20 protein-coding genes are annotated in these 19581 nt (G+C 38.2%); 11 read left to right on the top strand and 9 right to left on the bottom strand.

Translation table 11 applies throughout. The annotated features are described in order from the left end of the window. Nucleotides 1-46: 46 nt before the first annotated feature. Nucleotides 47-1054, top strand: a complete 1008-nt coding sequence (locus FJ709_RS15455) for a 2Fe-2S iron-sulfur cluster-binding protein (protein ID WP_264177947.1) — start codon at nucleotides 47-49, stop codon at nucleotides 1052-1054. 281 nt (nucleotides 1055-1335) lie between these two features. Here the strand turns inward: FJ709_RS15455 and FJ709_RS15450 are convergent, their stop codons facing one another. The 6 genes from FJ709_RS15450 to FJ709_RS15425 all read right to left on the bottom strand — a co-directional run bounded on the left by FJ709_RS15450 (nucleotide 1336) and on the right by FJ709_RS15425 (nucleotide 5350). Beyond that, complete coding sequence (locus tag FJ709_RS15450) at nucleotides 1336-2367, bottom strand: serine hydrolase domain-containing protein (RefSeq protein ID WP_226410911.1); 1032 nt, start codon at nucleotides 2365-2367, stop codon at nucleotides 1336-1338. A 120-nt stretch (nucleotides 2368-2487) separates the two neighbouring features. Continuing rightward, a complete protein-coding gene (locus FJ709_RS15445; protein ID WP_226410910.1) occupies nucleotides 2488-2649 on the bottom strand; it encodes an SDR family NAD(P)-dependent oxidoreductase in 162 nt (53 codons plus the stop codon). 18 nt (nucleotides 2650-2667) lie between these two features. Then, entirely contained in the window at nucleotides 2668-3552 is an 885-nt protein-coding gene (locus FJ709_RS15440; RefSeq protein WP_226410909.1) for an EamA family transporter, read from the bottom strand. 267 nt (nucleotides 3553-3819) lie between these two features. Further along, nucleotides 3820-4392, bottom strand: a complete 573-nt coding sequence (locus FJ709_RS15435) for a TetR/AcrR family transcriptional regulator (protein WP_226410908.1) — start codon at nucleotides 4390-4392, stop codon at nucleotides 3820-3822. Between the two features lie 57 nt (nucleotides 4393-4449). Then, nucleotides 4450-4764, bottom strand: a complete 315-nt coding sequence (locus FJ709_RS15430; protein WP_226410907.1) for a DUF1330 domain-containing protein — start codon at nucleotides 4762-4764, stop codon at nucleotides 4450-4452. 127 nt (nucleotides 4765-4891) lie between these two features. Next, nucleotides 4892-5350, bottom strand: a complete 459-nt coding sequence (locus FJ709_RS15425) for an HPP family protein (RefSeq protein WP_226410906.1) — start codon at nucleotides 5348-5350, stop codon at nucleotides 4892-4894. A 133-nt stretch (nucleotides 5351-5483) separates the two neighbouring features. On the opposite strand from FJ709_RS15425, the gene FJ709_RS15420 reads away from it, so the two are divergent. The 4 genes from FJ709_RS15420 to FJ709_RS15405 all read left to right on the top strand — a co-directional run bounded on the left by FJ709_RS15420 (nucleotide 5484) and on the right by FJ709_RS15405 (nucleotide 8230). Beyond that, on the top strand, nucleotides 5484-5849 hold the full coding sequence (locus tag FJ709_RS15420) for a VOC family protein (protein ID WP_226410905.1): 366 nt from the start codon (nucleotides 5484-5486) through the stop codon (nucleotides 5847-5849). 97 nt (nucleotides 5850-5946) lie between these two features. Next, nucleotides 5947-6573, top strand: coding sequence for a LysE family translocator (locus tag FJ709_RS15415; protein ID WP_226410904.1), 627 nt, complete (start codon nucleotides 5947-5949; stop codon nucleotides 6571-6573). A gap of 149 nt (nucleotides 6574-6722) precedes the next feature. Then, nucleotides 6723-7010, top strand: a complete 288-nt coding sequence (locus FJ709_RS15410; protein ID WP_226410903.1) for a hypothetical protein — start codon at nucleotides 6723-6725, stop codon at nucleotides 7008-7010. A 230-nt stretch (nucleotides 7011-7240) separates the two neighbouring features. Continuing rightward, entirely contained in the window at nucleotides 7241-8230 is a 990-nt protein-coding gene (locus FJ709_RS15405) for an alpha/beta hydrolase (protein WP_226410902.1), read from the top strand. A 138-nt stretch (nucleotides 8231-8368) separates the two neighbouring features. Here the strand turns inward: FJ709_RS15405 and FJ709_RS15400 are convergent, their stop codons facing one another. Next, entirely contained in the window at nucleotides 8369-9283 is a 915-nt protein-coding gene (locus FJ709_RS15400; protein WP_226410901.1) for a LysR family transcriptional regulator, read from the bottom strand. A 105-nt stretch (nucleotides 9284-9388) separates the two neighbouring features. On the opposite strand from FJ709_RS15400, the gene FJ709_RS15395 reads away from it, so the two are divergent. After that, nucleotides 9389-9667 carry a DUF1330 domain-containing protein gene (locus tag FJ709_RS15395; protein ID WP_226410900.1) on the top strand — a complete coding sequence of 93 codons (279 nt, stop codon included), beginning with the start codon at nucleotides 9389-9391 and terminating at the stop codon, nucleotides 9665-9667. Between the two features lie 43 nt (nucleotides 9668-9710). Beyond that, nucleotides 9711-10262 carry a carboxymuconolactone decarboxylase family protein gene (locus FJ709_RS15390; RefSeq protein WP_226410899.1) on the top strand — a complete coding sequence of 184 codons (552 nt, stop codon included), beginning with the start codon at nucleotides 9711-9713 and terminating at the stop codon, nucleotides 10260-10262. A 244-nt stretch (nucleotides 10263-10506) separates the two neighbouring features. Here the strand turns inward: FJ709_RS15390 and FJ709_RS15385 are convergent, their stop codons facing one another. Then, nucleotides 10507-11220 (bottom strand): LytR/AlgR family response regulator transcription factor, encoded by a 714-nt coding sequence (locus tag FJ709_RS15385; protein WP_226410898.1) that lies wholly within the window; start codon nucleotides 11218-11220, stop codon nucleotides 10507-10509. A 13-nt stretch (nucleotides 11221-11233) separates the two neighbouring features. Continuing rightward, nucleotides 11234-12997, bottom strand: a complete 1764-nt coding sequence (locus tag FJ709_RS15380) for a sensor histidine kinase (RefSeq protein WP_226410897.1) — start codon at nucleotides 12995-12997, stop codon at nucleotides 11234-11236. Nucleotides 12998-13190: 193 nt separating this feature from the next. On the opposite strand from FJ709_RS15380, the gene FJ709_RS15375 reads away from it, so the two are divergent. The 4 genes from FJ709_RS15375 to FJ709_RS15360 all read left to right on the top strand — a co-directional run bounded on the left by FJ709_RS15375 (nucleotide 13191) and on the right by FJ709_RS15360 (nucleotide 19545). Then, entirely contained in the window at nucleotides 13191-14480 is a 1290-nt protein-coding gene (locus tag FJ709_RS15375; protein WP_226410896.1) for a serine hydrolase domain-containing protein, read from the top strand. A 44-nt stretch (nucleotides 14481-14524) separates the two neighbouring features. After that, the gene (locus tag FJ709_RS15370; protein ID WP_226410895.1) at nucleotides 14525-14983 is read left to right on the top strand and encodes an energy transducer TonB; all 459 of its coding nucleotides are present in this window, start codon (nucleotides 14525-14527) and stop codon (nucleotides 14981-14983) included. Nucleotides 14984-15167: 184 nt separating this feature from the next. Further along, nucleotides 15168-16064 (top strand): CLCA_X family protein, encoded by an 897-nt coding sequence (locus FJ709_RS15365; RefSeq protein WP_226410894.1) that lies wholly within the window; start codon nucleotides 15168-15170, stop codon nucleotides 16062-16064. A gap of 592 nt (nucleotides 16065-16656) precedes the next feature. After that, entirely contained in the window at nucleotides 16657-19545 is a 2889-nt protein-coding gene (locus FJ709_RS15360; protein ID WP_226410893.1) for a TonB-dependent receptor domain-containing protein, read from the top strand. The last annotated feature ends 36 nt before the right edge of the window (nucleotides 19546-19581 follow it).

Below are 19581 nucleotides of genomic sequence, written 5' to 3'. Positions count from 1 at the left end.
TGAAAGCTCGTCAATTAAATCGGTTTATTTGACCAGTGATAGTGGCGTGCTGCCTAAATTTCAACCTGGTCAGTTTCTTACCATTCAAGCGAATATCAGCGGCAAAGAGCATATTCGTACCTATACATTATCTAGTGCGCCTGCCGACCCCGAATATCGTCTTAGTGTCAAACTCGAACAAACAACATCGAGTAACCCTGATGGCGTTTTTTCCAATTACATTCACAATACGCTTAAAGTAGGGGATACACTTTTTGCCAAAGCTCCAAGAGGTGGTTTTGTCTTCGATAGCAATGAACAGCGCCCAGCTGTATTGTTAGCTGGCGGTGTGGGCATAACTCCGATGATCTCCATGGCACGCGATGCGCTTAATACCGGGATTAGAACGCGCTCAATACGGCCGATGAGTATTTTTGTTTCAGCGAAAAATATGGCACAGCGGGCATTCTTTGATGAATTGAACGAGATTTCCCAGTTAAGTGGTGGCCATATCAATACCTTCTGGGCATTAACTCAAGCTGACAATATTGCCATTCCAGGGCATGATTTTCACCACAGTGGGCGTATTTCGGCTTCTTTATTACAGTCAGTGTTGCCTTTGGATGACTATGATTATTATCTCTGTGGTCCTGCAGGGTTTATGCAAAATATGTATGACATGCTGCGCAAGCTAGGTGTTGTTGATAAGCGGATCTATGCGGAAGAGTTTGGACCTGCGTCATTAGTTAGAGAAATTAACATCGCCAGTACTGGCTTTATGCAAACACCTCAAGCTGCCGCGGCGATAATCGAATTTACTCAGTCAAAGGTTGAACAAGCTTGGTCACCAGAAGATGGTTCGTTATTATATTTTGCTGAAAATCATGGTCTTACGCCAGAGTTTGGCTGTCGAAGTGGTCAATGTGGCGCTTGTAAAGTGACATTGAGTGAAGGTATCGTTTGTTATCAAAGCGAACATTCGTTTCTTCTTGAAGGCAATGAAGTGTTGTTATGCTGTGCAGTGCCAGCAGCAGTGGAAGGTCAAGATGTGGTAAAGATAAGTTTGGATATGTAATCAATGTCGATACAAAAGAGCAAGATTATTGTTTTAGGTAAAAATATTTATGGATTGGTAGCTTAAATATTCATTTATCTAAACAAAGATTTGCTCTACCTGTTGTTCAATTAGGCCTGTCTGTAGTGGTCCAGAAAAATGTACTCTATTTTAAAGTCGTTAAAAGAAATACTACTGCTTATGTGTAATTTTGATTCTTTTAGCATTTCAGAAATAACTCTTCAATGTATGTTGTAATAATTTCCTTAATCCACTTATGATATTTTTGTCGGAACACTCATTTAGTTGTTCCGATAGAAACGATTTATCAACGCATAAATATTATTAAGATGATTACCTGTAAGTTCTCCTCCATTACTAAGGCCTATATATTCAAGTTTTATTGCCGGTTCTATAATAAGTATTGAATTAAAACTATCCATCGATCCGCCCGCTGTAAAAGAGTCTTCAAACCTTGCCCCTCGAAAAAAACCGTAGCCATAATCACCTTGTTCAAGATTAGAATATACCGTTCTCATTAAATTTAATGTTTCAGCTGACACGATTGAATTGCTTAATAGGGATTGAACAAAGATATCCATATCGTCAATAGACGATATTTGACCATCACTTCCGTTAGTATAAATATTCATCCCCCATAGCTGAAAGTTCTCTGCATAATTAAGGGCGTCAGTTGAATTTGGGAATGAAAATTCATCAGCGATGTAACTATTTAACATACCATTTTGTATAAAAAAATTGTTTATCATATAGTCTTCAAAACGTTGACCACTGATTCTTTCTATAATTTCAGCTAATAACAAATATCCACTATTGCTGTACTTTGATTGACTATCAGGAGTAAATTCTAGTTCACTATTCCCAACAAAGTAATCGAGTACATCTTTATTGTTAATATCATTGATTGTTTTTTCAAGATGCAAATCATTTAAAAAGTCGGGGATTCCTGAACGGTGTGTCAATAACTGATGAATTGTAATTTCTTGCCATGCCTGCGGTAATTCGGGTAAGAAAGATAAAATAGAATCATCCAGTAATAATGATTTTTGTTCATAAAATTGCATTATTACTAGGGCAACAAAAGGTTTGCTAATAGATGCTAATCTAAATCCTGTTTCATGACTGATTGGGGTACGATTTGATTTATTAGCAAGTCCTTTAGCGTTCTTGTATATCAACTCCCCATTTTTTCTAACCAAAATGCTAATTCCAGGTTCATCAGAACTCAGGTTTGTATTTAGGTAGGCGTCTATTGTTTCTGGTAAAGTAGCTTTAATACCAGTATCAATAATCACATTATCATCGGTCGACATACACGCGTTTAAAAAAAACATGCACATTAATACTAAAAATGAAAATTTTATATTCAATTTGATCTCTCCAGATGTCCAAATGGATTTATGTTGAATTTACTTGGTGGTCTTTGTAAACGGCTATTTTTCAGCATGGCTTTGAATTTCGGCTACCACCCGATTCGCCTCAATTTTACTTTTAATGAAATTGATACAAACGCTAAAACCTTGCTTGGCGAGGAGTTTTGCTGTCGCCGCACCGATCCCTCGACTGCCGCCAGTAACTAATGCTATCTTTTTCATAAATACTCCATAATCTGTCTAAACCACAACCTTGTTGAAATATTGCTTTACTCTGTTGCTAAATGAGCTAACCAACAAACCACTGATTATCAATGCACAGGCAATAACTTTATCAGTTCCGATAGATTCATCGAGTATAATAAATGACCCCAGCAAGCCAAAAATGGGTACCAAAAGTGATAATGGCGCAACGTTGGAAATATTATGTTTTTTAATTAATAAATTCCAAGCCCAATAACCAAATAGCGTTGTTGGATACACTTGAAATGCGACTGAAAACAGCGCTTGATAATTAATATCTTGCATGAAATTTGTAAAAACACTTTCACCTTGTGTTAAATATGCAATTAAGAACAGTGGCAATGGAGAAAAAAGACTCGAATAAATAACAAAAGAAAAAACTCTTGTGACACCTGATTTTTTAACAATAACATTGGTGATACTCCACGAAAACGCACCTACACTAACCAATATTAAACCTAGGTAGGAAATCGAACCATCGTCTAGGTTACTGATAAAAAATATACCCACAAGGGCGAGTAAGAATCCGACGATTTTAATCGCATCGACTTCTTCTTGCAAAAAAAACACTCCCATGATCACGGTTAAGAATGCACTCATCTGTAACACAAGTGAAGCCACCCCTGCAGAAACCCCAAAATAGATCCCTAAAGTGACCATGCCCCACAAGCCGACGCCGAACAACACTCCGTATAAAGCCACGTAGACCATGGAAACATCAGGTTTTTTTATAAAAAATACCAGTGGAATGGCACATAACAGAAATCTAATGCCGGTCAAAATAAATGGGTCAAGAGAGTCCAAGCCTATTTTTATTATTGAAAAGTTAAGCCCCCAAATCATGGTTATGCATATTGCTAAACTAATATCTTTTGCGTTCATAAATCCTCAATAAATACAATTTAATAATATCATTAGCGACCAGTACATCTTAGAATCCCCCATATTATCCCATATTAGGCATTCTCCAAGGTGCTGAAGCGGGAGTACGAGTTGCGGCTTATTTCAAAATTACAGCGATTTGACTATCAGAAGTTTTTTTACTTAATGCTGTTGTACGGTAAAATACAAAAACAATTAAATGAGTAACTTAAGCAAGCTGAACGAAACAGGGTTAGGGCATTAACCTTGATGTTATTTATTGTGAGATTAATCCGTCACTAACAGTTGTTTTATTAGTGGTAAAACGTGTTTGATAGCATCTTTTTTATGTTGGACCAAAGCTGAAACAATTGCTCCCTCTTTCAATAACAAGAGTTGCTCTGCAAGGTTTTCTGCCTGTTGATCCGCTGTGCATATTGGTTTCACAATATTCAACAGCAATTGGTAAACATCATCCTTATGGCTCTTACAGGCAATTGCAATTGGTTCGCTTAATAGCTCACTCTCAACACTGGTATTGATAAAGTAACAACCTCGAAAGGGGCCAATAGCCGTTGCTCTATCATTAAACCAGTCGTCTAACCCAACAAAAATCTGAGTTATTGCCTGTTTTGGACTTTCAGCATTTTGAATCAACGACACTAGCCATTGCATAAAATGCTCATGTCTTAAATTTATGGTCGCTAAAATCAGTTCATCTTTACTGGTAAAGTGGGAATATAAGGTCCTTTTGGAAATTTTTGCTTTTTCCAACACCGCATTAATGCCAGTGGCATTGATACCATTTTGATAAAAAACTTCGAGGGCAATCTCGACCAGGTGAGCTCTTTTTTTACTCAAAATTCGTCCTTAAAAATAACTTATAAATGCATTGATCAGTGTTAACAGTGGGTGTACTTACCCTTGCGCGTCAAGTTGTTCGTAGCTCGAAATAATTGTTACATCACCTACAGAATGTTCAAAGTATTTATGCTTAACCTCTAGATATTGTGCATCGGTAAAAAAGTCGTCCATACGATTTTTATTCTTGAAATTAAGGGTAAACACCCGATTGATGCTTTTATCATCCTTGGCAATGAGAACCTCTGAAACCTTAAAATCATAGCCAAAATGCCCGAGATAGGATGTTAAAATAGGCTTCATTGCTGCGCGATAAGCCTCGTATTTCACTTCATCTAAAATATCTAAGCCAACTAAAATTTCATACGACATAAAAATCCCACTTTTCATTTTTATAACAGATAGTTACTTGCAGAAATGATTCGAACCTTTAGTTCACTCATTGTTCTCCAAGCGCAATGCTTACAAAAAATTTGCCTTAACTTACCAAGTTTCTAATTTATTTTGTATTAAGTAGGCTTATTTTTCTCAAGCGGTTATAAAGATGCGCAACAACTACGATTGAAACAGCCCCGACCAATACGGGATTAATCAGGAAAAACCAAGTTTGGTGAGTCATCATTACCAGCATTGGATTAGCGCCTGCCGGTGGATGGGTCGTTTTTGTTATTAGCATGCTAAATATCCCAAGGCCTGTTGCTACACCTAAAGTGATAGGAGTTACACCAAAAAAATATAAGAAAACAAGTCCTACAGCTGTAGTGATCAAGTGACCAAAAATAACGTTTTTTGCACGGGCTAAGGGGCTGTCTGGGACACCAAACACTAAAACGGCTGTAGCACCAAACGGTGCCATTAACCACATATTTTCACTGGTAAAAGCTTGCAGATATGCCAAGCAAGTTATAACGATTGTGGCACCAAAACCTGCCAATAATTCGAATTTCATTCTGTTCATTTAACATAGTTATCAATATAGGAAATAACAGAATAATAAAAGTAGACAGACCTGTATACTTTTATTATTCTGTTATTTGCTTGCTGCTTGCGAAATCAGACAACAAAACACTCTGGAATAGGGATAATTTATTATGTTCAGTCATATTACTGTTGGAACAAATGATTTACTTAAATCGGAATGCTTCTACAGTAGTATTTTGTTACCGCTAGGATATATCCGGCGTGAAGTAACACCTGATGGCGGTCCCAAAGCATGTTGTTGGTTAAGTAAAGAAGCCGCATTGCCCAGATTTTATGTTTACGAACCCTTTAATAAACAAGTTGCAACGCCGGGAAATGGTGCGATGGTTTCCTTTTTGGCTCCTGATATTGTTTCAATTAAAAAATCGTATGCTGCTGGACTACAAAATGGTGGTGTCGATGACGGTGATCCCGATGAAAGAGCTCATTATGGCGTTGGCTACTATGGAGTATGGAGCATATATTCGCGATCCTGATGGAAACAAGATTCATATTACTTGCGGGGGCGACTTAATAGGCCTAACAATCGATTAATTAAATAAGGCTATGCCTTTATCTAAACGTGGATGCTCTATGGAAGAAATAAACTATTTGTTAATAAGCCTTGCGACTTTTATTGGCACAGCTAGCCCTGGTCCTGCAACACTGGCTATTTCAGGTATGTCGATGAATCAGGGCCGAGGACATGGACTAGCATTAGCGACTGGGGTGTTAACAGGCTCATTATTTTGGTCATTTTCAGCTGCTTTTGGTTTAGCAGCTCTGATGTATGCGAATGCTTGGCTGATGGAAACATTTCGAAATTTAGGTGCATGCTATCTTCTCTATCTATCATACAAGTCAGTGCGTTCAGCTTTAAGTGTTAGAAAAGCTGTAGTAGATATTAACGCTATTTCGGGATGTAAATTAGTCTACATTCGAGGGCTCCTAATACATTTGTCAAATCCGAAAGCCCTGCTGTTTTTTGGTTCTCTCTATACCTTGGGGCTACCTAAAGAAGTTAATACCATTGACCTCATAAAGGTTATTGCCACTATTGGTTTAACTAGCTCGGGTATTTTTATCGGCTATGCATTGCTATTTTCAATTCCTAAAATACGCCATGTTTATATAAAATCGCGGAGAGTTTTTGAATCGACATTCGCGGTGTTTTTTGGTGTTGCTGGCGTGAAAATACTCGCCAATAAGTTAAGTTCATAAACGATACGGAAAACAGTTGTACGCTCATTCACTAGAGTTGTCGTGGTATTTATTAACGTGGTTATATGTTTATTATTAAATCAGCAAACCAATGATTAATTATTTATTACTTATATTACAAGGCTTTATGCTTTTTATGACAGTCAGTTATGAAGAATGAAGAACGAAAAAAATTAATAGAAACTAGTTGGGATTTACATAGTGCTATCGAAAGTAGTTATCTTAATAATCCCGCAACCCAAGGTGATAATGGTTGGCTAGAGAAACAGCGCATTCTATTAGCTGATATGGCGATTCACTTATTACAAACGGCAATAAAGCCAGGTGATATTGAACTTGAAAAATTAAAAAATAATCTACATTCAATTTTAACTATTTCAGATCAGTTTTTGCCAAAAGCAGGTCTTAAAAAGTCAACAGATCAACTCTACGAATAAACGTATTTACAAGGACGTAAATCATTAGGCTAAAACATTTAATGGAGTGAAAATCGCCAGGAAATGCTAAGTTGTCAAGTGATTCGTTGTTAGCAATCACAAGGGAGTACCATGCAAGCTGAAAGTTTCATTGAAAAGATAGTTTCCTCGTTCGATGGGCTAGCTCCGAAAGCAAGCTGAGGAGAAACATTCCAACTTTGAAAATATTTTATTTAAGGAACTAATATTTAATGAACATTAAACTCATAACGATGAAAGCTTTGATAATGCTGCTAGTTGCTTTCCTTTCAGCTCATTTGCACGCTAGCTCTGATGAGCAAAGTACTAATGAATTTTTCTCACTTGCTGAGATTAAAAATGCCCCTAAAAAATCATTGCAGCCTATTGATCATGTACAGGCAAGTGATGATGTTTCCTTGGCTTATCGCGCTTATCTGCCAAAACAGGCCCAAGCAATTCTAATCTTTTATCATGGCGCAGGTGCTCATAGCGGGCTTAGCTACAATCACATAGGTGCAGATTTACGTGATAATTTTAATATTGCTGTATATATGCCAGACATACGAGGTCATGGAGGTTCCGGAGGAAATAGAGGTGATACTCCACAGGTTGAAAAAGTGTGGTTAGACATTAATACAATGGTTAACGTTGCTCGTGATAAATACCCGAATCTTCCTCTATTTGTTGGTGGTCACTCAAGTGGTGCTGGTTTAGCACTTAATTATTCTAGTTGGGATCAAAGAGCTGAGATTGATGGCTATGTATTTCTCGCTCCATATTTTGGTTATCGTTCAGAAACTAATTACGATACTGGTGAGAATAAACGCTTTGAGTTTTCTATAGTAAAAACGTCTGATTTTGTAATTAACTCTATGAGCGGTGGTTTATTTTCAGGTCACTCAAAGGCAGTAAAATTCAATTTTCCAGATTCTGTGTTAAGAGATAATCCTGAAATTGTACCGTTTAACACTGTTAATATGTCGAACGCTGTGACCCCTCATTCACCTGATACACAATTATCTGATATACAACAATTTGGCTTATGGATAGGAATGCAAGATGAGGCGTTTGATCCATTAAAAGTCACTATGTTCGCACAAAAATACAGTGGCAAAGAAGCTAGCAAGGAAATTGAAATAGTTGATAAAGAAAATCATTTTTCAATAATCTTGAATGCTGCCAGTTTTGTTGGTCCATGGATAAATCATGCTATTAAATAGTGATAAATTGTCCAGAATCGGGTAGTTGGAGGTATTTGCTTCTGCCCGCCGCCGGCTGCTCCGAGGAATCCTCTCATAATTTGGAGCCCCAGCACGCATGGGTTAATGATAGCTCGGCTAATTGCAGGCTGTATTGGTTCATGATTTGATGGTCAACTTTGATTGTTCAAATTGTCTACAAATAAGCTGGTGAAAGCGAGTAAAGTGAATGGGTTTATCTTTTCGATACGCATGAATAGTATATAGCGGCCAAAGTGGTCCAGTTAACGTATTATTTATATGGATAAGCTCTCCTGATTTTATAAAAGAAAAAGCGGTGACGTCAGGTATTAAAATGATGCCCATATGCCTCAATGCCATATTTATTGCGTTAGGTAAGGTGTTTACTCTTGCATATTGATTTAATTTAATCGTTTTTATTTCATTACTTGTAAGGTCTAGAACTTGCATTTTTGGCTTTTGCCAGCTTGTGGCGATCCATCTATATTTTGTTATTTCATTGGCTTTATTTAACGCATACTCTCGGTTCAGAAAAAACGGAGTGGCACAGAATATTTCTTTTATTGTACCCACGGGTAATGCTCTGTAAGTACTATCGGATAACTCACCTGCATGTATAGCAATATCTAATTTATCTTCAATTAAATCTAAACTTTCATCCGTTGCAATAAGTTCTGGCTCCAATAAAGGAAATTCAGCACATAATTGCTCGATAGCTGGCAGTACAACCATCGACTCAAGCGAATGTGGAAAAGTAACCGAAAAACGCCCACTTGGATTATCTTCTGCGTTACTGATCTCTGAAAAAATCAGATCGACTTGATCCTGAAGCAAGTTGCATCGATTAATCAATTTTATCCCCAACGCAGTTGGTGAAACCCCCCTTGTATTGCGATTTAAAACCCTCACTCCCAGTTCATCTTCCAAACTTTTTACTTGCTGACTCACAGCGGATTTAGAAATACCTAGATATTCTCCAGCTTTAGTGAATGAGCCCTTTTCAGCAACAAGGGTGAAGGCCATTAACTTTGATATTTGTTTTAGATTGTTCACTTTATCTTAACTGTAAGTAAATAATGTTGATATTGTATAGAGATTGTTTCCAATTTAGAATTGTTTCAAGTTTTTAAAAACGTTAACTAAACAGGATCAAATATTATGTCTGCACTAATCATCGTAGGTTTTACAACAAAAAACACAGAAAGTTTAAAGCAATATGCGGCCTTAGTGCCGGCTACACTGACAAAATTTGGTGGTGAAATCATCGGCAAAGGTCTTGTTGAAAAACTTCACGGAGACTTCAAATACGAAACACAAGTAGTAATAGGCTTTCAAAATCGTGACGACGCGTCCTCTTGGTATCATTCTGAAGATTATCAAGCACTCGGTAAAGTTAGAGATCAAGGGATGGACTCACAATTTCAACTAATTGGTTAATCGCTTTTTGCAATCAAATTATATTAGTTTTAGGAGAGCAAAAATGGTGTTTAAATTACACAACACAAGCAGTGCACCGCAAGCAAGTAAAGCCATGCTGAGCGACTCTTTGAAAAAATTCGGGTTGATCCCTAATTTGCATGCTGTAATGGCTGAATCGCCAAATGTCTTAGCGTCATATAAATATCTGCATGAAAAATTTAAGACTAGTAGTTTAAACACAGAGGAGTTAACGGTTGTTTGGCAAACAATTAACGTTGAACATGCTTGTCACTACTGTGTTCCTGCGCATACTGGTATTGCTCACATGATGAAGGTAGCCCCTGAAATAACAGAGGCCTTAAGAAACTCGTCAGCGTTACCAAGCGCAAGGCTTCAAGTATTGCATGAGCTAACACTTGATATACTTCGAACTAGAGGTATGCCTAATAAAGAAAAACTCGATGCATTCTTTGAACAAGGTTATAAAAAGGCACAATTACTTGAGAGAATCTTAGGGCTTTCACAGAAAGTGATGAGCAACTATATCAATCATTTATCTGAAATGCCTGTTGATAAAGCATTTGTTCAATATATCTGGCCTCAGAGCAGTTAATTGTCAGTCCTATTGGTAATTTTGAACGTGGTTAGGGATGCGGTAGCGCGCCCCTTTTCTTGCTTTGATTTTAAAAGACTGGTTGCGTGGTTACAAATTTTCTGGTTATGTGGATGATTTTATACTAGTTATATGAATAATTTTATTATGTTGTTGAACACTCCTTGCACAGGCTGACAGGTTCTGAGGCGGGAGCAAAAGATTTATCGCGTACTGCATAGTTAGGATAACTAGTGAATATGAGCTATGTAGCGATAAGTTTCTTTACTTGCTCATACTTAGTTCTACCTACGGGGACTTCATCTCCGCAATTTAATAGTAATGTGTATTTACTCCCCTCTTGTAATTTAAGACTCTTTACCTTTCGCATATTTACGAGGTATGAGCGGTGAACTCGAATGAAGCTTTCGGGAAGTAGTTGATTAATTTTCTCAATATTTTTGCTATGGAGAATTTTTTTCGAGCCATCAATTGGTGAGTTGAGGTTAAGCCATGTGTAGTGACCATCAGCTTGGATATAATCTATGTTTTCCAATGATATTAGCTGTATCTCTCCGGCTTTTTTGACACTTAAATATTTACAACTTTGGTATTCGCTTCTTCGGTTTTGTAATAACCGTTCAAAGGCTTGAATAAGTCGCTCCTTGGAGAAGGGTTTGGCGATAAAATCCAATACGCCATACTCAAAAGCTTCAATAGCTTTATCAGCATAAGCCGAAATAATAATGGTATGAAATGCCGCTGCAAGTTTGTTCTTTAATAGAGCAAAGCCATCACGGCCCATCAAGTTCAAATCAAGCAGCAATACATCAATTGAGTTTTCACTAAGAAACGACTCTGCATCGTCAATATCATCAAAGCAAATAATCTTAGGGTTTTGTTCCACTAAAATCTCAGATGTTAGACGCAGAATCCGTTGCTGTATCAATGGTTCATCTTCAACAATGACAATTACCATACGTTTCCCGTTATCAATTTTCTATTGGGTTACAATTTAAGTAGCTGATTTGTGATATCCAATTACTGTCCAATTCAAAGCTAACAAACTCTGCATCCATTTGGTTCAGCTCAGCTAATTTAGCGTGAATGAAATCTCTTCCATTGCCGGTTCCTTGATGGTGAGTTTTGTTTTCAATTGGTGTTGTTAAGGTCAAATCGACTCGTTTACCCACTTGAGATACCTTAAGTTCAAAGGTTCTATCGCTGGATATTTTGTTGTGAGTAAAACAATTTTCTACCAAGCTATGCAATATAGCCGATGGTACCCAGATCCCATCTATATCGCCAACCAAAGCTAATTGGTAATTTTTCTGATAGCGGAGCGACATTATCTGAATATGATTTTTACACAAAGCTATCTCTTCAGATAGTGACACATAATCTTGTTTACTATGCTGAGTAAGCTGGCGAAACTCCTGACTTAAAGCGGAGATCAAAATAAGAGCTTCTTGAGGTTTAGTTTCGATGAGCTCCATTAATTGTGTTAAACAATTCATCAAGAAATGTGGCTGCATATTACGCCTAAGCAGCTCAATTTTGATGCGCTCTGCTTTTAGTGAGTGTTCTTTATGCTTTCTCATCTCTTTGATTAGTGCCACCAACATTGTGAGTACAATAGCGATAAAAAACACGGCAAAACCAAACTCTACAAAATATTCGGGGTAAAAAATAATGAAGCCGATACCAACCAGAATAAGTAATGATACAACGTTACCTTGTCCACTCTTTCGTATTTGCAAGATGTTTACGATAAGAGACCAACATAAAGCGACAAAAAAAAGAGAAACACTGGTGAAATCATAACTAAGATCTAATAAAGAAATCATGATTAAGCTGGTTAAAATGACAAGTACCCATATTTTAATATGTTCAAGTCGAAAGTAGGTCACATAAAATAGAGGGAGCAGCAAGCTTGTTATAAATGTAAGTATTAGGATTGCGGATAATCTCAAGGTGTGCCAATCGTAGGAATAGTCTAACCAGAACTTTGCTTGCTCTATGCTTAACAGCAGCGCTGCTGATAAACATAGAGTACTGAACATTTGATAGGACTTGTCTGCTTGATACAACCAATTTACTAGTTGAAAGATGATAAATAAAATGACTAAGCTACCAATGAAAAAGGCACTTAACATGCTCACAAACAACACAGTAGTATGTAACTTTTGTTCATTCACTATGGCCAGTACATAGCCGATAGAATCGAGCTGCTTACCGACATTAAAAGTCGATATGGTTGCACTTAACAAATGTTGACCATCGGTTAACAACGCATCGGGCAATCGAACTAACGTTTTAACGGTTCCTGGCACTTCATCTTTAAATGCTCTGGCAACAGAACCGTTTTCGTACAGTGATTGCCCATCCCAATGAAACCTTGCCGACCCCAACATGCCTACTAAAAGCGAGGGTGAGCTTGTTAGTGTTTCCCGATGAATACTGATTTTAGCTCGAAGACAAAAAAACTGATTTTGAGGCAATTCATTGAATGTAATATCTTGCCAGTCGCGATTATCTACTTCAGTAGCGTGGCATTGAATACTTGTAGCAGACTCATTATTTTTAATAGATCTTATTTGAATTTTAGTAAATACATTATTAGGTTCCGCAAGAGTCTGTTCAGAATCTTCGGGATTTAATAAAACCGACTTATCGTCTTTTGACCAGACAGAAGATGCTAAACAAAAAAATAGCCCTGCATATAAAAAATAAATTAATAGCTTATATTGCCTCATGCCTCGACCTTGTTTTTATCTTTATTACTTCATTCTATTCTACGTTAATAAACCAAAAGTAACATGTCGTTCACGATGCTTACGAGCAGTTGATGAACTTTCTCCACTAAAGTATCCAGTTGAAGTTTATTGTTATTCCCAGGTAAAAATGATTATCGGTGTTTTTAACCGAATAATAGAGAAAGGAAAGCTAATGATGAGTTTTATTAAATGGGTATTGTTCGTCCTAGGCGCAATGTGCATTTGGGTTTTACTTAATGTGCTATCAACCAAACAAGGTTGGTTTAAAGACCCAATTGCGCCTGCCAATGATAATGCGTCTTTTATGGCTGAGGCGGTTAAGTCAATAAAAAAAGAGGGTAAAGGAAATGGTATTTTTGTGTTGATCAATCAGGGAAAAGTGTTCGATGATTTTACTTACTCTAAAGGTGAAAAAGTAACTAGAGACACAGTTTTTGGTGTTGCATCGTTGGGTAAATGGATCGCCGCGTTTGGCGTTATGAAACTTGTCGAGCAAGGCAAGCTAGAGTTAGATGCGCCAGTAGCGAGTTACCTTACTCGTTGGCAATTACCGCCTAGTCAGTTTGACAATAAACAAGTCACAATACGACGTTTGTTAAGCCATACCGCAGGTATTACCGATGGCTTAGGACACAATGGTTTCTTAACCGCAGAGCAGGTGCAGCCTCTTGAACAGCATCTAACTAAAGCCTTGGACGCAGATGACGGGGTTAATGGTCAAGTTTTGGTGGGAATTGAGCCCGGCACCCAGTTCAAGTATTCAGGAGGGAGTTATAACTTACTGCAACTCATTGTCGAGGAGGTCAGCGGTATGTCCTTTAGCACCTATATGAATAATGAAGTATTTGCGCCTCTGAACATGACCAATACCGGTTACGACAAAGACCTGTTCGGCTCAAATCTAGCGCAATACTTCAACGCTAATGGTGATGTTAGAGATTATCCATATTACACTTCATTAGCTGCAACAGGTCTCTATACTAGTGCTAATGATCTTGCCAAATTTTTGAATCAAAATATTACTGTTCCTGTTGCTCAAAATACTCCTCACAATTTACTTGTAGTATCGACGCTTAAAGACATGCGAAGCCCTAATGCGACTGCCATGGGGCTCGATATTTGGGGCTTGGGAGTGATGCTATTTGCCAGTAACAATGCTGATGATTTTATTATCGGGCATGGCGGGCAATCTCCCTCTTTGAATGCAACTTTGCGAGTAAACCCTAGTTCGGGTAATGGCATCATTATGCTGACCACTGGAAATCGTTCATTAGCTGCTGATACAGCAACAAAATGGACCCTGTGGGAAACAGGTAACCCAGATATTTACATGCTTAAGAACATGATCCCTAAGATGCTAAAAACAACTGCTATAGGATGCTTGGTGATTTTATTGATGAGCATATTTTACATCCTTATGGCCCGACGCAATGCAAGAAAGCTGGCTACTCAACAGCAATAATCACTGCAAATCAACATAACGCAATTTGATAAGGAAAAGTTAAAATGAATAAAATCTCAAAATGTGCAGCTGTAGTACTGGTGATTTTTTTAGCCGGATGCGCCGCTCCAGCAATTGTCTATGAAATTACATCTGAAATTTTGGATGAAAAGCGAATCAATAGGGAAACTAGACGGGCCATTTCCGAAACCCAAAATGACATTGCGCAACTGAATGATAAAACCTCAGGTACAGTTAAGGTATTGGTCAAGCACACCGAAGCTGTTTATCCAGAGCTGTTGTTAGAACAAAATCTCAGCGGTTATGTAACCCTTCGCTACAGCGTAAGCAGGGAAGGTAAAGTTGAGAATATCGAGATAGTCGAACGAAAAGGAGATGTTGCTTTTGAAACCGCAGCGATAAGTGCTGTAAAAACGTGGGAGTATGCACCAATGAAAATACCATATCATGTTGTGTTTGCTAAGCTAGACTTTGTCCCCCAAAGATCAAAATTTAGCATTTGAATAACGCTTCTTTAATCGGACTATTGTTTATTGGCATCATTAAAATGTCGGTTTAGCAACGAAAGAATCTGAAGTTTGATATGAAAATTATAGTACTGCGGCCAAGATTAGTTTGCCACTGCTAGGCTTGAGCGGTAATCTTTCTTGGCTTACAAGCTTGGTTAAATTTCCTAAGAGGGCTCATTTGGCTTCACATCATTCATTATTAAACCACCACCGACATTTTGAACGAGTTGGTCCTGACTACCGTAATGGTGATTCGGTGAGCTTTTTAGACATTAAACACACCTTTGGTTTAAACCATATTAGAGTAGGTAAATGGGTCAACCGTACAGAGTCTGCATTAGCGGCTAACTTGATATTTGATTCTTTAGCCGATTTGGCCAATATATTACGGGTTCCACCAGAACTTATTGGTTTACGCGGGAGTTTACGTTTCGCTTTTGGCCATGGCGGTCAAAAAGGTGTTCAGGCACATTATTCGCCCGCCTATCGTGAACTGGCTTTAGCTAAAAATGCAGGCGCTGGTGCGCTTGCTCATGAGTTTTGGCATGCGTTTGATCACTACATAGCAGACAAAATGTTTACGGATGAGCAGCTATTAAACCCTTACTCTTCAAATGTATCTTTAGCTAGCACACGCATTAATAATAACAGCATAAACCCTTTCTCTTGTGCCAGTGACCTTTGGTTAGCCGATAAACCTTTAGTCGTGCATCCGCTTAATCAGCAACTTTCTAAGTTATTTGAAGTCACTTTCTTAACCAATACCAGTTCAGATCCCCAAACCGCTTTACCCCATGACTATGTTCGACGCTCAATTGCATTAGACAAATTGCAAAATAGCCAATACTTTTCTAAGCCAACCGAAATGATGGCCCGTGCATTTGAAGCAAGTATCGAAATGTATTCCCAAACCCATGCTGAAATTTCCAATCCATACTTGGTGAATAGCACGATTAACTCACCATTAGCTAAGCATGGTGCTTATCCGGATTCGCAGCATTGTGCTGATATTTATCAAGCATTAATGGCATATTTTGAACCACTTGGAATCGCGTTTGATAAACAGAGTGGTTAATCAATAAGGATTGCTTACAGACACTTGGGGTGAACCTAAGACTTTGATATGGAGCTAATAACACTGTGCTTAGGTAACAAGAATAATATTAGGTTAATCATCGTATGACGGCATCATTGTTTTGTAGGTTTACTTGCTTAATTTCCCTCCCAAAATTGATTTAATTACCCATAAATGACTAACGGCGGCTTATCTGTGTGTATGAACGTCAAGTCATGACATGCTAATTTTTAGCGGTTTAAGCTGATGACTAACTCTAAGAGACACGACTATTGTGTGGCACATTGAAGATGTATATTAATCAACAGATATGGCTAGGCCTATATGTAATATATTGTATTAATGTATTTATTCCTGTTCATCCTATTCGTAATCGATTGTTTGTCTAGTGGGGTAAACATACTTAACCATGACTTCTATGTAAATATTGTGTTGTCTTTGTTTGTTTTATGTTGATAGATGTATACTGGTATGATAGGTTGACTGTATAATGTTTGGTGCACGGATATTATACATTTAATCATTAGTGGTAGTTAAGACAGAAAATATGAACTCAGTTATATATTAAAATTAAAACTCAAAGAGGGAAGTCATGGATATCAATCAAAGAAGATTTTGTCGCACAGCATTATCAATATGCATTGCTGCTTTACTTAGTCCAGCTGTCATGGCTGCTGAAGAAGTTAAAGAAAACGTTGAACGCATAGCGGTAACGGGTTCTAACATATTTAAAGGCAGTGCTAACGTTTCATCATCTGCGCCGATTACTGAAATTAGTAAAGAAAGTATTGAAGGTGTTGCGTCAATTTCAATTGGTGATGTATTAAGCAGAATTCCATCGGTAACTGCGGCGATTAATGGCTCAAGCGATAACGTCTCTCTGGGTGGTGCAGGCAGTAACGTAGGTGTCTCTACCACATCATTGCGTAATTTAGGTTCTGCACGTACTTTAGTTTTAGTTAATGGGCGTCGCTATGTATCGGGCGTGTCTGCCAATACAGGCTATGGTGTTGATTTAAATTCTATTCCAACTGCTATTATTGAGCGTGTTGATGTATTAACCGGTGGTCAATCAGCTATTTATGGTTCTGATGCGATTGCTGGTGTGATTAATATTATCACTAAAAAGAATTTTGAAGGTGCAGAGTTTAATGCCTTTGCAGCAGATTCTTCTGAAGGTGGAGCTGAAAGACAAAATATCGATTTCACCTATGGAAAAAACTTTGATACCGGCAATGCATGGGTCTCTGCGGGCTACGCTAACCAAGATGTTTTAAATTCATCTGATAGAGATTTTTCAAAGTATGAAATGAGATTCGTTGATACCAATGGTGATGGTATAAGAGATTCAATCGCTAGGCGTGATGGTCCTGGCCATGTTGATGGTGGCTCTTTAGGTTATGGCGATTTAAAGATCTTTGGAAATGGTGATCCATTTAATACCAATCAACCTTTACTTGACGCTAACTATCAGCCTATCGGAGAGTCAGATTGGGATAATCAACATGCTAATCGTACCTTAGTTACCCCGTACCAGCGTTTCAATATTGCCTCGGGTGTGACTTTCGATATTTCTGAAAAATCCACTTTCGAGCTAGAGTTAAACTATGCACAAACTCAAGCTAGAGTTGATTTAGAAGAGGCTCCAATTGATGTTGTGAACAATATTTTCCGAAGAGGTGACGGTGGTACTACAGGTATTGATGTAGCCACAAGCCCATATTTTGTCGGTAGCAGTGCAGGGCAACAACTGCTAGCCGTTATGGGGGGCAATACTTCTCTTGATGGCGTATCGACAAATAGACGTACCTTTGAATTTGGTAATCGCTTAACTGAGAATCAACGTGACACGTTTCGAGTAGCAGGTAGCTATACCTATTATTTAGATAATGGCATGGATTGGCAAACTGGTGCGACTTACGGCATAACCTCACAGCAGCAACAAAATAGCGGTGACTTTAGTATTCCTCATATGCAACAAGCAGTAACTATTGAAGAAGATGGTAATGGTGGCTATCAATGTGCTGATGCCATTGCAAGAATTTATGGCTGTTTACCGGTTAACCCATTTGGTACCACAGACAGCTTAGCGGGCCAAGCGGGTATTGTAGGGTTTTCTGAAGAGGCGATGAAATATCTTGCCGTTAGTACGGGGCAAACCGCTAAAGTTGAACAGTTTGTCGCTAACAGTGTCGTTTCAGGTGAATTAGATTTTGCGGTTGGTGAAGATAATGTTGGCTTTGCTGCGGGTGTTGAATATCGAAAAGAATCAGCCGTAGAAAATCCTGATAGTTTCCGTCAGTTAGGTATTACTCGCGAAGGTCCAGTTCAGCCTATCGATGGCAGTTTTGATGTTGCTGAAGTCTTTGGTGAGCTTTACGTTCCTGTAGTTGATTGGCTTAATGTTAGCCTTGCTGCACGAATCGGAAATTATTCTACTATTGGTACCACATCCACTTACCGTTTAGGTATCGATGCACCTATTCACGATATGTTCCGTGTCCGTGCTAGCCAATCAAGTTCAGTTCGTGCTCCTAATATTAACGATATTTTCTCTACCGGAACGACCAGTGTTGCTAACCCAACTATAGATGTCTGTAATGGTGCTAGCAATACTGGTACTTCTAATACTGATGTGAACTGTTCCTCTATTGCAGCCATTTCAGATCGCATGGATACAGATGCTAACGGCAAGTATATCTTAGTGGGTTCTGAGACGAATAATACCCTAGTATCACAAAGTGGTTCACCGGATTTAAAAGCAGAAACTGCGGACTCATTAACCTTAGGTTTTGTGGTGACACCGTTAGATAATTTATCTGTTTCATTAGATTATTACGCTATCGAAATTGAAGACGGTATTACAACCATTACTCCCGATATTATGGTTAAACGTTGTTATGATGCTGATCCATCAACATTTGACGCAACCTGTGGCGGCAAAGTGTCTCGTGATGTTAATGACGGTCCAATATTGAATATTTATTCGACGTCAATAAATGCTGATACTATTTCAACCAGTGGCGTTGATCTGGAAGTAGCTTATTTCCTCGATAACTTCAATTTGAACTTTATTGCTAACTATCTAGGAGAATATGAAATTGATACCCCTACAGGTAAAATCGATAATTTAGGTAGAACATTATTCCCAGAGTTTCGTTACACAGTGAATGCTTCATATGACATTACAGAAGATTTTAATCTTTTTGCCCAGATGACATATCGCGCTGAAACTCAAGGTGTTCTTGGAGAAACGACTTTGTCTGACGACCTCAACACAATGGATGCTGTTTATTATGTTGATGTAAGAGCAAGCTACCAAGTTAACGATGCGGTAAATGTATATATTGGTTCAAATAACTTGCTTGACCAGCAACCTGATATTCAAGCGACCAGTGCCGCAGTTGGCACTAATACATCACCTCAAGCTTATGATGTCATTGGGCGCCAATTATTTGCTGGTGTTAAAGTGAAATTCTAAACGGATAGGTGGGCGCACTATAAAGAGTACGTAGTG

This window comes from Shewanella glacialimarina (assembly GCF_020511155.1).
GTDB classification, from domain to species: domain Bacteria; phylum Pseudomonadota; class Gammaproteobacteria; order Enterobacterales; family Shewanellaceae; genus Shewanella; species Shewanella glacialimarina.
This window is presented reverse-complemented; position numbering and strand designations above follow the sequence as displayed.

Coding starts and splice junctions, on each gene's coding strand:
- FJ709_RS15450 (WP_226410911.1), bottom strand. CDS start 2,367: ATGTCGACCGATGATAATGTGATTATTGATACTGGTATTAAAGCTACT.
- FJ709_RS15445 (WP_226410910.1), bottom strand. CDS start 2,649: ATGAAAAAGATAGCATTAGTTACTGGCGGCAGTCGAGGGATCGGTGCG.
- FJ709_RS15440 (WP_226410909.1), bottom strand. CDS start 3,552: ATGAACGCAAAAGATATTAGTTTAGCAATATGCATAACCATGATTTGG.
- FJ709_RS15430 (WP_226410907.1), bottom strand. CDS start 4,764: ATGTCGTATGAAATTTTAGTTGGCTTAGATATTTTAGATGAAGTGAAA.
- FJ709_RS15425 (WP_226410906.1), bottom strand. CDS start 5,350: ATGAACAGAATGAAATTCGAATTATTGGCAGGTTTTGGTGCCACAATC.
- FJ709_RS15420 (WP_226410905.1), top strand. CDS start 5,484: ATGTTCAGTCATATTACTGTTGGAACAAATGATTTACTTAAATCGGAA.
- FJ709_RS15415 (WP_226410904.1), top strand. CDS start 5,947: ATGGAAGAAATAAACTATTTGTTAATAAGCCTTGCGACTTTTATTGGC.
- FJ709_RS15410 (WP_226410903.1), top strand. CDS start 6,723: ATGAAGAATGAAGAACGAAAAAAATTAATAGAAACTAGTTGGGATTTA.
- FJ709_RS15405 (WP_226410902.1), top strand. CDS start 7,241: ATGAACATTAAACTCATAACGATGAAAGCTTTGATAATGCTGCTAGTT.
- FJ709_RS15395 (WP_226410900.1), top strand. CDS start 9,389: ATGTCTGCACTAATCATCGTAGGTTTTACAACAAAAAACACAGAAAGT.
- FJ709_RS15390 (WP_226410899.1), top strand. CDS start 9,711: ATGGTGTTTAAATTACACAACACAAGCAGTGCACCGCAAGCAAGTAAA.
- FJ709_RS15385 (WP_226410898.1), bottom strand. CDS start 11,220: ATGGTAATTGTCATTGTTGAAGATGAACCATTGATACAGCAACGGATT.
- FJ709_RS15380 (WP_226410897.1), bottom strand. CDS start 12,997: ATGAGGCAATATAAGCTATTAATTTATTTTTTATATGCAGGGCTATTT.
- FJ709_RS15375 (WP_226410896.1), top strand. CDS start 13,191: ATGATGAGTTTTATTAAATGGGTATTGTTCGTCCTAGGCGCAATGTGC.
- FJ709_RS15370 (WP_226410895.1), top strand. CDS start 14,525: ATGAATAAAATCTCAAAATGTGCAGCTGTAGTACTGGTGATTTTTTTA.
- FJ709_RS15360 (WP_226410893.1), top strand. CDS start 16,657: ATGGATATCAATCAAAGAAGATTTTGTCGCACAGCATTATCAATATGC.